The sequence below is a fragment of the Paenibacillus sp. UNC451MF genome (assembly GCF_000686845.1).
Classification (GTDB): domain Bacteria; phylum Bacillota; class Bacilli; order Paenibacillales; family NBRC-103111; genus Paenibacillus_S.
In genome coordinates, this window is record NZ_JMLS01000036.1 from 28,469 (window position 1) to 42,741 (window position 14,273).

Below are 14,273 nucleotides of genomic sequence, written 5' to 3' on the forward strand. Positions count from 1 at the left end.
GTCATTCGTTATCGAGATAAAATCACGTTTGCTGTTGTTTGTATTTTGCTCTTCAACTTGATACGTCTCTTTTAACCTGAAATTTGTTGCTCCATTACAATACTGAATGATACGAATCGTGGTGTTTTCATGGATCTCGATCAGTTGAAACAACAAGTGATATATTAATTATAAATGAATATACAATTTATTTACAGGTGTATAGTTGAATGTTATAATCAGTTCATGTCAAACAAAGAAATTGAACAGCGAACCAAAAAGGGAGGAGAAAATCATTAGCATTATTCATGAGCGTCACATTGCAAAGACCTTGGATAAATTGAAGAAAATCGAACAGAATTATGCTGATTTTATTTTTGAACAAAAGCGTGAGATACCTGTCTACTATATGGAAACAGAAGAACATATGTATGAGGTACCGACTGAATCAGAAGCTTGGCAGCCCGCCTATTCCGGAATGACTTGGGGAAAATCATGGGGGTCCGCCTGGTTTAAAGGAACATTTACTATTCCAAGGGAGTTGGATGGCCAGGATATCTATATTCGAGCAGAAACGGATGCGGTTGAAGCATTATTTTGGGTTAACGGGAAGCCTCAAGGGATTTTCACACATCCTAAGGAGGCGGATAATCGGGGTAATCACCATACGCTTCTACTTACATCCAATGCTAAAAGCGGAGAAACTTTGGAATTGGCGTTTGAAGGTTATGCAGGGCATCCCTGCTATGGAACACAGCCTTACCAAACATTTGAATCTAACGACGGGTATCACAATCGCTTTAAGAGGGTATATCGAGCGGTTCATATTATGCTTAGGCGTGAAGATGTGAAGGATTTTGTGTTTGGGCTACGTACATTGAATCAGCTGGCTTCCGCGACAGCCGTTGACGCATTTCGCAGGTCACGCGTTATTGAAGGGTTGCTTCAGGTGTATGCTCTTGTGATACAGTCCCCAGACGAAGCATTGGAAAGCGAGTGGCGACCTTTATTGGCTAAAGCTATCCAGATCATGGAACCGCTGTTGTCTGCAAAAAACGGTGATTCCGCCCCTGTCGCAGGCATTGTCGGGCATTCTCATATGGATACTGCCTGGCTATGGACCCGGGATGAAACGATACGTAAGTGTGCGCGTACTTATGCGAACGTCCTCAGTTTAATGGAGCAATATCCGGAATATACCTTTGTTCAAAGCTCGGCTTTTCATGGAGAACTGATGCGGCGACATTACCCTTCCATATTTGAAGGGATGAAGCAAAGAATTAAGGAAGGCCGTTGGGAACCGAACGGAGCGGTTTGGATCGAATGCGACTGCAACTTGGTTTCCGGTGAATCGATGGTTCGGCAGTTTCTGAAAGGGCAAAAGTATACGCAGGAGCATTTTGGTTATACATCCGATGTCTTCTGGCTCCCGGATACTTTTGGATACAGTGCCGCAGTACCACAAATTATGGCTGGAGCACGTGTGAAATATTTTTTGACAACCAAGCTATCCTGGAATGATACGAATGTATTCCCTTATTCTACCTTCTTTTGGCGTGGTTTGGACGGAACATCTGTACTATCCCATTTTAATTTCATTCACTGCTGGCCCGATGCCGGGTCACTAATCCAGAGGATCTATGGTGCGGGTCACAATAGTAATGGTTCCAGTATTCATGGAAGGCCAGCAGGCTCAGCGCTAGGACGCCGGCTTGTAGCCTATGGGTTTGGTGATGGAGGTGGGGGACCGCAATACGAGATGCTGGAGACGGCAAGACGAGTACGTGATGTGGAGGGCTCTCCGCGTGCAGAGCATACTCTAGTAAGTCGGTTTATGAAGGAGATTGAAGAAAGCGATTACGTTCCACCGGTACATTCAGGAGAGCTGTATTTGGAAGGGCATCGCGGAACGCTTACGCAAATGCACCAAATCAAAAGAAACAACCGCAAAGCGGAATTCGCCCTTCGGACGGTTGAGTTGGCTGAGGTCGTCCGGCGACTAGAGAAAGGATCTCCGGTTTCAGAGGCGGCAGTGCACCGGGAAGAACTTTATGAGCTCCTGCTAATTAACCAGTTCCACGATATTTTACCGGGAACCTCTATTCCGGAAGTGCATGACCGAGCAATTCAGGAGGTAGGTAATGTTATTTCCGAAGCAGAAGCGCTAGCGCTCTCCTTGTTCTCGGAAACAACATCATCAGCAGAAGAAACAGTGAGCGTGTGGAATACACTTAGCTGGGATCGCTGCGGAATGCTTGTGTTGGAGAATGTGCCTGCGGGCATGGCTCCGGCAGATTCGGCTTATAGCTGGCAATGGATCACAGATATAGCCGGACGAGAGAAGCTGCTTATCGGTGGAGCTAGAGTTCCGGCAATGGGTGCTTTAACATTGCAACTGCGTACTGGTGGAGGCAGTTCCGGCGATTCTCCTTTCAAGCTGGAGGGGCAAAGACTCGAAACGCCTTTTGCCATTATGATGTTCGATGAATACGGATATATCGAATCATTCGTTGATCGTGCTTCTGGTCGAGAGCTTCGTCGCGCCGGCGCCGATCCGCTTAATGCTCTACTGATGGGTGAGGATATCCCAAGATCCTGGGATAACTGGGATATTGACCGGGATGCGACAACAAAACTAAAGCAGCAGACGGATTTAGTAAGCCGTGAGGTTGTTGCAAATGGACCATTGCAGCTGCGAATCCGCAGCCACTACCGAATCGGTCGCCAATCATCGCTTTTGCAGGACATGGTCTTCCGTGCAGACAGTCCTCAGGTTGACTTTGAGACGATCATTGATTGGAAAGATCCGCATCATCTGCTCAAAGTAGGATTTGATGTTAATCTGCTCTCCCAAAGTGCACGGCATGAAATCCAGTTTGGTCATGTCGAAAGACCAACTCATACGAATACGTCCATTGAACAGGGAATGTTCGAAATTTGCACCCACAAATGGAGCGATTTGTCGGAATCCAGATTTGGCACGGCCCTTCTCAATGATTGCAAATACGGGATTTCAGTGGAAGGCTCTGATCTTAGACTTACCTTACATAAAGGAGGCACACATCCAGACCCTCGCGGTGATATAGGCGTGCATGAAGTGGTGTATGCGTTCCTTCCCCATCATAGTGGTTTTGATGTAAAAAGTGTTGTCCGCCCAGCCTGCGAGCTGAATGTGCAGCCGTTGACCGTAAATGGTGCATCTGCCTTAGCCTTTACTTCTTTAGCGACCATTGACGCTGAGCATGTAATTATTGAAACGGTGAAGCTAGCGGAGAAAGAGGATGCTTTTGTATTACGCCTATATGAAGCTGAGCGCTGCGCTGTCAAAGGAGCAAAGCTGATGCTTGGGGTCAAACCGAAGAGAGCCTCGCTAGTGAATCTGTTGGAGGAAGAGTTGGAGGAGCTTGTGCCGGACGGATCGGAGCTTACGCTGGATTTCCGGCCATTTGAAATCAAGACCGTCAAAATCTATTTATGAAACAAGGGGAAGAACGAATATATTGGTAAAATCTTTGAAAGGAGGAGAGCAGAATGGCAAAAATAACGGCGGTTAAATGCATTCGAACAAGACATGACGGAAGCTGGATCATATTAAAAGTGATGACGGATCAGGATGGACTATACGGGATTGGGTCGGCCAGTGATATCTATCAGCCAGGGGCCATAGTCAGTATCGTGGAGGAATTGCTCGCACCGCTTCTCATCGGCCGAGATGCCAGTCAAATCGAGGATTTATGGCAGACCATGTATACAAGCGGTTATTGGCGCAATGGTTCGACGCTTCATACGGCCATGGGAGGGATCGACATGGCGCTGTGGGACATCAAGGGAAAGGAAGCGGGGCTGCCGTTATACCAGCTTTTGGGTGGCGCGGTTCGTTCGGCCATTCCTTGTTATGCGCATGCCAATGGAACAACCTATGAGGAGCTGGAGGAAGAGGTTGCCTCTTACCAAGAGCAAGGGTTCGGTGTGATCCGCTGCCAGCTTGGCGGGTATGGCGGGGGCGGATTTGTAGCATCACACAGCCCTTCCAAATTCCCCTCTGCGAGTGTATTTGATGAAGCTAGCTACATCTCGGCAATACCAGGCATGTTCGAAAAGCTCCGTGTTCGTTTCGGCATGAACCTGAACTTCACGCATGATGTTCACGAGCATTTGACGCCATCCGGCGCCGTGACTTTATCCAAATTACTCGATCCTTACCGGTTGTTCTTCGTAGAAGATTTGCTTCAATCGGAGCATACAGATTGGTATCGGAGAGTGAAGGGGACGAGCATCACGCCTCAAGCGGTAGGTGAGCTGTTCGTCCACCCTCAGGAGTGGCTGCCTCTGGTAAAGAACCGATTGATCGATTTTGTGAGAATGCGCGTCTCCAAAGCCGGGGGCATAACCCCATGCCGTAAAATCGCTGCGGTATGTGAAGCTTTCGGCGTTCGAACCGCCTGGCAGGAGGGGGGAGAGAACGACCCCGTCAACCAAATAGCGGCTGCTCATCTGGACATGGCCATCATGAGCTTCGGTGTGCAGGAAATCAATCACTTCCGGACCGAAGAGAAGGAAGCGTTTCCGGGTCATGCAGTGTTGGAACGAGGGCATTTGAAGCTTAGCGACAAGCCCGGGCTTGGGATTGACATCGATGAGAGTAAGGCGAAAGTATTAATTCGAGACCCAGAATCCCTGAAAACGTATCATCATCCATACAAGCTGGACCGAAAGCCGGATGGAACATTGATCCGACCGTAAGATTTAGCCAGAAGGAGGAACCATCTTGAAAAATATTGTTGTTACTGGCTCAGAGGGGAAGCTTGGGCACTTTGTTGTTCAAGAGCTCAACAAAGCCGGGTATAGAGTTATTGGTACAGATACCCGCCCGCAAAGCGGCCGCAACCGTTATGCCCGTTACATACAAGGTGATTTGAATCAGCTCGGTGAAGTTTACGGCATACTTGCCGAATCGGATGCGATTCTTCATCTGGCCGCCGTGCCGAATCCTATTAACTTTTCCCCTGAGCGAATATTCGCCAACAATGTGATGTCAACCTATAACATCATGGAGGCAGCATCTAAACTTGGCATCCGGCGTGTCGTATTCGGATCAAGCGAATCAGCCTATGGATTCTGCTGGGCGAAGCATCCTTTCGCACCCCATTCACTTCCAGTTGACGAGGATCATGTGCTGCTGCCACAGGAAAGCTACGGCCTGTCCAAACAGATTAATGAGCAGACAGGGGATATGTTCGCCCGTCGGGTGAATATGCAGGTCTATGCTTTGCGGTTTTCCTTGATTCTGGCCCCTGACGAATACAATAGAGAGATCGCAGCGTTTGGCGATACCGTGAGACATCACCGTACGCTTTGGAGTTATGTGGATGCAAGAGATGCTGCAACCGCCTGCCGGATGGCTCTAGAAGCGGATAACAGGGAGGATATGGAAGCTTACCGTCTTAACATTACGTCTAGCGATATCTTAAACAATGTAAGTGTCAGCGAACTGGCAGCAATGTATTATCCGCAGGTGCCTTTTTCAAACCTGCCTCCCGAGAAGCTCACGGCGTTCGTGTCCAACGCCCGGGCGAAGTCCATTTTGAACTGGAGTCCTATGCATTCATGGAGGGACACAACGGATTTAGCTTTCTAAAGAATAATTCCCACTATTCCAATTATAATGAAGGAGTCATTGTTCATGATTTTAGGAGCACAGCTGTACACCGTTCGATCCTTTCTCCAAACCGAAGAGGATATTAGACGTACATTACACAAAATTGCAGAAATGGGCTATAGATCTATTCAGGTTTCTGCCATAGGCAAGATCAAGCCGGAAACACTCCGGGCGATGTGTGACGAACTGTCGCTCGAGATTGCGCTCACGCACACTAACGTGGATCGGATCTTAAACGAAACCGATCAAGTCATTGAGGAGCATCAAATTTTGGGGTGCGATTTCATCGGTATCGGGGCAATGCCGGACAAATACCGTGAACAGGATTGGTACGGATATTTCGCTAAGGACTTCCGGGAAGCAGCAAAACGGATTGCCGGGGCCGGTAAGCTGTTCATGTACCACAACCACAATTTTGAGTTTGAGAAAATCAATGGCAAGCGTCTGATTGAGCGGTTGCTCGAAGATTTTTCACCAGATGAAATGGGGATTACTCTGGATACCTATTGGGTCCAAGCAGCCGGTGCCGATGTATGCGAATGGATTGACATATTAAAGGAACGACTCCATTGTGTGCATTTGAAGGATATGACGGTACGGGGTATGGAGCAGCGAATGGCTCCGGTTATGGAAGGGAATATGAATTTCCCCGCAATATTAAAATCTCTAGAGAAAACTAACACAAAATACTTGCTTGTAGAGCAGGACGTGTGCCAAACAAGTCCGTTTGATTGCCTGAGGACGAGCTACAATAATCTAGCAGCACTAGGCTATCGCTAAGGCGAAAGGAGAAGGGTTATGACAAAATTGAGAATGGGTATTATTGGAATGGGTAATATGGGCTCGGATCATGCGAAAAAATTAATTAAGGGTGCTGTGCCGGAGGTCGAGCTTACCGCCGTTTCCGAAATGGACGAGGAGCGGCTTACAGCGTCTAAGGCGTATTTGCCTGAGACTATCGGCTTCTTTACGAGCCCGGACGAATTGATGGAGAGCGGCCTTTGTGATGCGGTGATTATCGCAACTCCGCATTATGACCATCCAAGACTTGCGATACAAGCATTTGACAAAGGGCTTCATGTCTTATGTGAGAAGCCTGCGGGCGTATATACGAAGCAAGTGAGGGAAATGAATGAGAAAGCACAAGAAAGCGGTCTCATATTCGGTATGATGTTCAACCAGCGGACAAACCCGATGTACCGGAAAATGCACAAGCTGGTGCATAGCGGAGAGCTTGGAGCTATCAAGCGGGTAAACTGGATCATCACCGATTGGTACCGTTCACAAGCTTATTATGATTCCGGCAGTTGGAGAGCAACCTGGGCCGGAGAAGGCGGAGGAGTGCTCATCAACCAATGTCCCCACAATATTGACCTACTCCAATGGATTTGCGGCATGCCTGCGAAAGTCCGCGCTTTTTGCCATGAAGGTAAATGGCATAATATTGAGGTGGAGGACGATGTTACGGCCTATTTGGAATTCCCGAACGGCTCGACCGGTGTTTTCGTTACGTCAACTGCTGACCTGCCGGGAACGAACCGCCTTGAGATTACTTTGGAGATGGGCAAATTGGTCTGTGAGAACAATAAACTAACGCTGCACAAGCTCGACCAAAACGAGCGTGAATATTGCTTTAATACAAAGGAGGGATTCTCCAGGCCGTCGGTTGAAGTATCTGTCGTACCGGCTGAAGGAGACAATAGCCAGCATATGGGGATCATCGCTTCGTTTGCCAAGGCGGTCTTGGACGGAACGCCGCTTATTGCTGACGGTGAAGAGGGCATCCATAGCTTAACATTATCCAATGCAATGCATTTGTCCAGCTGGATTGGTGAGACGGTCGAACTCCCAATCGATGATGAGTTGTATTTCAAAGAGCTGAACAAGCGCATCTCGACATCCCAGCGTAAGGCAGCTAAACCGGTCCTATTTGATACGACAGGAAGCTTTAACTCCTAACAGGGACGGGTTAGAGTATGATGTAACCTGAGGTCGTAAGTTGTATCGGTTGTGGTGGGATCTACATCCATCATTTATCAGCAGATAAGTACTTGCGGAGATACCTGGCAAGCGTCCTCTGCATGAATAGGGAGAAGTTACTATGTTCACTTCAAAAATACCAAAAGCTCAGATCAAACAGTCCGGTAATAATCCGGTTATCACAAGTATTTTTACGGCCGATCCGTCTGCACATGTATGGGATGACGGGAGAATCTACATTTATGCGTCCCATGACGTTGATCCACCACGAGGCTGCGATCTGATGGATGCATATCATGTTTTTTCCTCTAACGATCTGGTCAATTGGGTGGACGAAGGAGAAATTCTCCATTCCAAGGATGTGCATTGGGGCCGTCCGGAAGGTGGGTTTATGTGGGCTCCTGACTGCGCTTATAAGAACGGTACGTATTACTTTTATTACCCGCATCCGAGCGGAACCGACTGGAACGCAACCTGGAAAATCGGCGTGGCCACAAGTGATAAGCCGGCCAGCGGGTTTGTGGACCGAGGTTATATCGAAGGGCTTGACGGCTTTGCCATGATCGATCCGTGCGTATTTGTCGATGACGACGGCAGGGCCTATATGTATTATGGAGGCGGCAGCAAATGCCAAGGCGGAGAATTAAATGAAGACATGATGTCAATTAAAGGACCGATGCGGGATATGTCCGGATTGGAGGATTTTCATGAGGCGGCTTGGGTTTTCAAGAGAAAAGGCCTGTACTATTTGACCTACGCCGACAATTTGGAGAATAACAACCGAATGCGATATGCGACGAGCAAGCATCCGCTTGGTCCTTGGACCTACCAAGGCATCTTCCTTGAGCCAACCGGCTGCCCTACTACGCACGGCTCGGTTGTAGAATACAAAGGGCAATGGTATCTGTTCTATCATAATCAGGAAATTTCCGGCCGCGGCAATTTGCGGAGCGTATGTATCGACTACCTGCATTTTCATGAAGACGGAACCATTCAAACCGTTGTTCAGACTAAGGAAGGTGTTGGGCCTGTCGATGAGGTGACAGTGGACGAAGCAACCACTTACTATCCTGCTGCTGATTGCTCCACAGGCGGTGGCGCAGTGATCCAGAGTATTGATGATGCAGAGGTAGTAGTCCGAGGGATGGCGGCCAAGGAGGTCTACTGTGCATTTGAATCTATTGACGGCGGCACCGGTGGACGCGCGACAATCTATATTCACTACAGTACAGCCGAAGCGTTGGCGAAACTGAACTTGGAGGTCAATGGGCATGATTACTCTCTGATCAACGCTCCCTTTTCAGAGGCGGCATCAGAAACGAAGGGTACTGCTTATTTCACAGCCTCATTAAATCCTGGCAAAAATAATATAATCAAGCTGACAGGAGGATATGGCGATATTTCAGTTAGCGGACTCACGGTAAGTCTTTTTAATGAATAGTTATTATTCAAGCATTGCGGCCTCACTGTACTGATCAGACCGTTTGATCTGTACAGTGGGGCCGTTGTGTATTTCATACGTCCAGTTACAATAAACCGTCGGACGCAGCAACAAATAAAGGCAGGCCACCTTACATATTTATTGACACGAAATCAAATCATGTCGGACGACACAAACATGTCCGTTTTTCGACAAGATGCTTGCAAGAGAGCTAGGAGACCTGGATATTTCTGAGGTTACTTTGAACTTGTTGAAAGAATACTTGACAAAGCAGTCCGATCGCTTGAAACCCAACAGTCTGGCACATCGCATACGTTTTGTTCGCTCCCTGTTCCGCTTTGCCTATGAAGAGACATATTTATCATCAAACCCTTCTTTGAAGCTACGCGAACCCAAAATGGACAAGCGTATTCCTAAGTTTTTGATTGAGGAAGATGTCATCGGGTTGGAGAGGTGGAGAAGTTGAACATCGAAGATCTGAATTGGGAGAATTGCTCCTCAATTGTAAATGGCAAGGGTTCAAAACAAAGAGAGGTTTACTTTACCACCGAATGTAAAGTGTGGTTGAAGAAGTACCTCGCGAGCCGTGAGGACTCTTGCAAGGCCTTATTTGTAACTGATACACATCCTACAAGACGGATGGCTATTCCGACATTAAAATGTCTTGCCAATCGGGGAGAACTCAAAGCTAATGTATATCCACATCGGTTTCGTCATACCTATGCATGCAAGCTCCTTGATAACGGAGCACCATTAGATTTCATTCAAGGCATGTTGGGGCATGAAAAAGCATCAACCACTCAAATATACGCCCAGCTGAGCGGGGAACGCTGGCGAGAACTCTACCGTCGTTACTTTTAGGTTGTAGCAGCGATTGTTGTCTTAATGATGTCACCGCTCAACTAAAGGGCAGGTTTGGGATTAGCAATCCATAAGAAACAACCCAAGTTGAATTCTGCTAAAATGTAGTTAATGTATAATGTAGATATCCCTCATGAACAAAGGAGAACTGAAAATGAGAAAACTCGTTCTATTTCTGCACGCATCGCTTGACGGTTTTGTAGAAGGGCCGAATGGTGAAATGGACATTGGCTGGGTTTCCTACGATGCTGATTTGGAGAAACACGCGAAAGAAATTCTGAGTACTGCCGACACTGTCATTTGGGGACGTGGGACTTATCAGATGATGCACAGTTACTGGCCATCTGTGCCTTCGAACCCATCAGCTTCGCAGCATGAACGGAATCATGCCGAGTGGATCGAAAAGACAGCCAAAATCGTTTTTTCCACGACGCTGGAGAAAGTCGAATGGAATAATTCCAGACTCGTGAAAGAAGATGTCGAGGAAGAGATCAATAACCTCAAACAGCAGCCAGGCAAGGATATGGTCATCCTCGGCAGTCCTAGGTTCGCACACCACCTTATGCAGTTTGATTTAATTGATGAGTATAAAATTACGGTTTCTCCCGTCCTGATCGGTAAGGGATTGCCGTTATTCCATGGTCTCAAGGAGAAGATCAATCTTAAGCTAATCGAAAACAAGACCTTTGATTCTGGAGCCATAGGTCTCGTTTACCAGACGGTAAGATGACCTTGTCACTTAAGGTGATTACGCTAACGGGTACGATAGTTGAATAAAAGACGCGATTGCAGTCGGTCGAAATGATCGGCTGCTTTTCGTTGAACGTGCGTTATAGAGGAGAATAACCCCGATTCATTAGCCTCGTTTAATCTTCGCAACCGATTTTGGATCCGAAAACGAATTAATTTTATTTGGTTGACCGGATTGCAAACATTCTGTAAAATTTTATTAAATGTATACTTTAGGGTAATGAGCTTACTTATAAAGTAAGGGGATGATTTATTAATGATTCATCAGCTTGAATGTCCAGTGGAGACAATCATTCATGTTCTAGGCGGCAAATGGAAACCAATGATTTTATGGCAGTTGATACAATCCAATAAGCGATTCAACGATCTGGAAAAACTTATACCTGATGTTTCTCAAAAAATGCTTTCACAACATCTACGGGACTTGGAACGAGAGGGCATTATCGATAGAACGGTCTACCCCACCGTCCCTCCAAAAGTAGAATATTCCCTTAGTGAATATGGTAAAACATTGATTCCTGTAGCAGAAGTCATGTGTGCTTGGGGAGAAAACCATAATAAGCGGAAATATGAAGAATCTGCTTCTTAGAGCTGGTTCAATTCATTTGTACACTAATTCAAGGACTCATAGCAAAAGCTGCCAAGGGATTTCCCCTGGCAGCTTTTGCTATTTTACAGTCAATCTTTCTTTAAGATTTTCGCCGTGGACCAACATGGATAACCCGTTCTGCTTAATGCTTACTTTTAAGTAAGGACCCTACATTAAAGTGGGTTCTTATCAAGATTTTTAAACGATGCTAAGCTTAAGTCAATCCAGAGATGAAATATCAGGAGTCAATTATAAAAGGAGGAAAAAACGATGAAAATTATTGTTTTCGGAGCAACGGGAAATACGGGGAGAAGAGCGCTGGAGCAAGGGTGTAAAATGGGACATGAAATGACCGCATTCGTGCGAAACTCCGAGAAGTTTTATGGACAGCAAGGAGAGCGTTCCGCCAAACATGTGAAGGTGATCGTGGACGATATCATAAACCCAGTAAGCGTCGGCGAGGCGCTCTCGCATCAAGACGCCGCTATTATTGCTGCCGGCCATGCAGGTCAAGGAGATGAGTTCGTTCGTCTCGTTGATAACATTATAAGCCAATGTGAAATCCACCCTAGTTTTTCCGGGAGGGTATGGGTAATGGGAGGTGCCGGCCTGCTGGATATTCCATATACTGATCTCATTGGCAACAATCTGCCCGGATTCCCGCCCGCGTATAAAAATCACAACCGGAATTTTGAACGACTGCTGCAGTCTGAGCTTGATTGGTCAATTATGTGTCCGGGAACTATGATTGATTCGATAGAACCTCCGGCACCGGTTCATCTGCATGTAACGACGGAAACCTTGCCCATATCCATTCCGAAGACTATCAAGGAATTATCCGAGGCTGATATAGCCGGTTACTTGTTCAGTCGGCTTCAAGAGCTGGATGTTGCTTATGATGATGTCGTGAAATGCATGCTGGAGCATATCGAGCTCGGAGGGCCTTTTAAGAGGAAAAGGGTCGGACTCGCCTATCAAAGCGAGATTCCGGTGTATTAAGGAGCAAAAAGGGAGATGGTGAGTTTGTTTGGATGGATCCTCGTTTTGCACATATTGGCTTCTATCGCGGTCATCGGTCCCGCTTTAGTGGTACCCGTTATTCGAAGGTCCGCTAGAACCGTTGGCCAGTTGCGCTTTGCTTTTGATGTAACGAACAAGCTTGCCATCCTGCCTAAAATTGGCGGAGCTGTACTTATTATTACCGGGGTTTGGCTTATGATCATAACGAAGATGGGGTTGTCCCAAATGTGGCTAAGTATATCGATCCTTTTATCGCTGCTCATGGTCGTCACGATCGAGGGAATGATCGGGCCGCGCATGAAAAAGATCATGGAAATTGTATCTATAAGTCAAAGCAAAGGGGATGAAGTACCCTCGGAGCTCGATCGATTGATGAAAAAGATCGTACCAATCGAGACAGCGTCACAGCTGCTTATGATTGCCATAACCGTACTTATGATCCTTAAACCATTCTCTTAATCTTAGATTGCAACAGCAGTATACTGAAAAATAGGTACACTGGCATACTGGAAGGTTTTTTATTTGAACGATAAATATGGATACTAAGCTAAGTCGACAAACCTTTCTTGTATCACTAGCAGGGCATAAATCCAGTGGAGGAATTTGTTAACACAGGCGATGAGGGCAACACGATAAGGCTTATCAGCTTCACGCTTCTTGTCATAAAACTCACGTAATTTCTTGCTTACGGTCTTTTTTAGACCACATAATACAGCGAGATATATACATCGCTTGTTATGCTAGATCTAATCGTCTCAACCAGCTTAAACATGGTTACTACAAGTAGGGGGGCGATCAGTTTTAGCGACGGGTTACAGACCCAGGAGAACGACCGATCTACCCCGGCTACTGACAAATACACCAACGAAAGTGGTCAACCAGTAAAAACGGGCTGACCTCATAATACGACGGAGAACGATAGCGTAATTACTAGGGAGCAGATCGCTGCGCGGCAGCTGCTCCCTGTTTTCATTGTAACGGGCAGCATTGTTGAACAAGTTGTAAATTTAACATTTTAAAGTAAGAGCATTTCTTTGTAATGTGAAATGTTTTTTATTTTTCTAAAATATTAAGAAATTCCATTAACAATAATAATATAACTAAAAACGATATTAATTTATTGTTAAACAATAAATTATGTGTTAAAGTTTATTCTATAAGTAAATTAGCGAGGTGCTCTTAATGAAACGGGGAACAACACTCTTTTTGAAAATGGCTGTTATTCTTATTGGAATCCCAATTCTTGCTTTGTGCATATTTTTAGTGCCTAAGTTCGGGAATTTTGCTGGAGAATTGTATCCAGATATCGCTTATATGAAATCTCTTGTATTAATAGATATGTACGCGGCAGCGATACCTTTTTACATTGCTCTGTATCAAGCTTTTAAACTTTTAAGCTATATTGATAAGAACCAAGTGTTCTCGGAATTATCCGTAAAGGTTTTAAAGAATATAAAATACTGTGCCATCACAATAAGTACCTTGTACCTGCTTGGTACGCCACTCTACTATCTCATGGCGAGGAGAGTTGACCCTCCAATTATCACATTCGCCGAATTGGTCATTATTTTCGCTTCTATGGTGATCGCCGTTTTTGCTGCTGTTCTCCAAAGACTTTTACAGGAAGCTATAAATATAAAGTCAGAAAATGATTTAACGATCTGAGGTGTATCACATGGCGATTATCATCAATATTGATGTAATGTTAGCAAAAAGAAAAATGAGCGTAACGGAGCTTGCAAAGAGGGTTGGAATTACTATGGCGAATCTTTCCATTCTGAAAAATGGGAAAGCAAAGGCTGTTCGTTTTTCAACATTAGAAGCGATATGTAAGACTTTGGATTGTCAGCCAAGTGATATTTTGGAGTACAAAAGCGACGAAGCCCCTAAATAAAAACAAACAACAAAATTATTTAACTATCGGGCACGTTAACTCAATAAACAACTAAAACACGGCTGCTGGTATATTTCGGCAGCCGCTTTTTGCTACCGGG

The 14,273-nt window shown here is 45.9% G+C and carries 13 protein-coding genes; all 13 read left to right on the forward strand.

What is annotated here, in order from left to right:
- The first annotated feature begins 319 nt into the window (after nt 1-319).
- The 13 genes from BP97_RS0127925 to BP97_RS0127985 all read left to right on the forward strand — a co-directional run bounded on the left by BP97_RS0127925 (nt 320) and on the right by BP97_RS0127985 (nt 14,173).
- Nucleotides 320-3,457 carry an alpha-mannosidase gene (locus tag BP97_RS0127925; RefSeq protein ID WP_231506454.1) on the forward strand — a complete coding sequence of 1,046 codons (3,138 nt, stop codon included), beginning with the start codon at nt 320-322 and terminating at the stop codon, nt 3,455-3,457.
- Nucleotides 3,458-3,510: 53 nt separating this feature from the next.
- Entirely contained in the window at nt 3,511-4,722 is a 1,212-nt protein-coding gene (locus BP97_RS0127930) for an enolase C-terminal domain-like protein (protein WP_028552071.1), read from the forward strand.
- Nucleotides 4,723-4,747: 25 nt separating this feature from the next.
- Nucleotides 4,748-5,617 (forward strand): NAD-dependent epimerase/dehydratase family protein, encoded by an 870-nt coding sequence (locus BP97_RS0127935; protein WP_028552072.1) that lies wholly within the window; start codon nt 4,748-4,750, stop codon nt 5,615-5,617.
- A gap of 45 nt (nt 5,618-5,662) precedes the next feature.
- Complete coding sequence (locus tag BP97_RS0127940; RefSeq protein WP_028552073.1) at nt 5,663-6,418, forward strand: sugar phosphate isomerase/epimerase family protein; 756 nt, start codon at nt 5,663-5,665, stop codon at nt 6,416-6,418.
- A gap of 18 nt (nt 6,419-6,436) precedes the next feature.
- A complete protein-coding gene (locus tag BP97_RS0127945; RefSeq protein WP_028552074.1) occupies nt 6,437-7,597 on the forward strand; it encodes a Gfo/Idh/MocA family protein in 1,161 nt (386 codons plus the stop codon).
- A gap of 142 nt (nt 7,598-7,739) precedes the next feature.
- Nucleotides 7,740-9,059 carry a family 43 glycosylhydrolase gene (locus BP97_RS37625; protein ID WP_064745748.1) on the forward strand — a complete coding sequence of 440 codons (1,320 nt, stop codon included), beginning with the start codon at nt 7,740-7,742 and terminating at the stop codon, nt 9,057-9,059.
- Between the two features lie 453 nt (nt 9,060-9,512).
- Nucleotides 9,513-9,920 (forward strand): tyrosine-type recombinase/integrase, encoded by a 408-nt coding sequence (locus BP97_RS41215; protein ID WP_231506459.1) that lies wholly within the window; start codon nt 9,513-9,515, stop codon nt 9,918-9,920.
- Nucleotides 9,921-10,074: 154 nt separating this feature from the next.
- Nucleotides 10,075-10,650 (forward strand): dihydrofolate reductase family protein, encoded by a 576-nt coding sequence (locus BP97_RS0127960; RefSeq protein ID WP_028552075.1) that lies wholly within the window; start codon nt 10,075-10,077, stop codon nt 10,648-10,650.
- A 276-nt stretch (nt 10,651-10,926) separates the two neighbouring features.
- Entirely contained in the window at nt 10,927-11,259 is a 333-nt protein-coding gene (locus BP97_RS0127965; protein WP_028552076.1) for a winged helix-turn-helix transcriptional regulator, read from the forward strand.
- Nucleotides 11,260-11,529: 270 nt separating this feature from the next.
- Complete coding sequence (locus BP97_RS0127970) at nt 11,530-12,258, forward strand: NAD(P)-dependent oxidoreductase (RefSeq protein ID WP_028552077.1); 729 nt, start codon at nt 11,530-11,532, stop codon at nt 12,256-12,258.
- Nucleotides 12,259-12,273: 15 nt separating this feature from the next.
- Nucleotides 12,274-12,738, forward strand: a complete 465-nt coding sequence (locus BP97_RS0127975) for a DUF2269 family protein (RefSeq protein ID WP_036746649.1) — start codon at nt 12,274-12,276, stop codon at nt 12,736-12,738.
- A gap of 723 nt (nt 12,739-13,461) precedes the next feature.
- Nucleotides 13,462-13,944, forward strand: coding sequence for a DUF2975 domain-containing protein (locus BP97_RS0127980; protein ID WP_028552079.1), 483 nt, complete (start codon nt 13,462-13,464; stop codon nt 13,942-13,944).
- A 10-nt stretch (nt 13,945-13,954) separates the two neighbouring features.
- The gene (locus tag BP97_RS0127985; protein WP_028552080.1) at nt 13,955-14,173 is read left to right on the forward strand and encodes a helix-turn-helix domain-containing protein; all 219 of its coding nucleotides are present in this window, start codon (nt 13,955-13,957) and stop codon (nt 14,171-14,173) included.
- Nucleotides 14,174-14,273 lie beyond the last annotated feature (100 nt).

What these genes read in the sequence shown, in the direction of transcription:
- BP97_RS0127930 (WP_028552071.1), top strand. Translation starts at nt 3,511, where the DNA reads ATGGCAAAAATAACGGCGGTTAAATGCATTCGAACAAGACATGACGGA.
- BP97_RS0127940 (WP_028552073.1), top strand. Translation starts at nt 5,663, where the DNA reads ATGATTTTAGGAGCACAGCTGTACACCGTTCGATCCTTTCTCCAAACC.
- BP97_RS0127945 (WP_028552074.1), top strand. Translation starts at nt 6,437, where the DNA reads ATGACAAAATTGAGAATGGGTATTATTGGAATGGGTAATATGGGCTCG.
- BP97_RS37625 (WP_064745748.1), top strand. Translation starts at nt 7,740, where the DNA reads ATGTTCACTTCAAAAATACCAAAAGCTCAGATCAAACAGTCCGGTAAT.
- BP97_RS0127960 (WP_028552075.1), top strand. Translation starts at nt 10,075, where the DNA reads ATGAGAAAACTCGTTCTATTTCTGCACGCATCGCTTGACGGTTTTGTA.
- BP97_RS0127965 (WP_028552076.1), top strand. Translation starts at nt 10,927, where the DNA reads ATGATTCATCAGCTTGAATGTCCAGTGGAGACAATCATTCATGTTCTA.
- BP97_RS0127970 (WP_028552077.1), top strand. Translation starts at nt 11,530, where the DNA reads ATGAAAATTATTGTTTTCGGAGCAACGGGAAATACGGGGAGAAGAGCG.
- BP97_RS0127975 (WP_036746649.1), top strand. Translation starts at nt 12,274, where the DNA reads ATGGTGAGTTTGTTTGGATGGATCCTCGTTTTGCACATATTGGCTTCT.
- BP97_RS0127980 (WP_028552079.1), top strand. Translation starts at nt 13,462, where the DNA reads ATGAAACGGGGAACAACACTCTTTTTGAAAATGGCTGTTATTCTTATT.
- BP97_RS0127985 (WP_028552080.1), top strand. Translation starts at nt 13,955, where the DNA reads ATGGCGATTATCATCAATATTGATGTAATGTTAGCAAAAAGAAAAATG.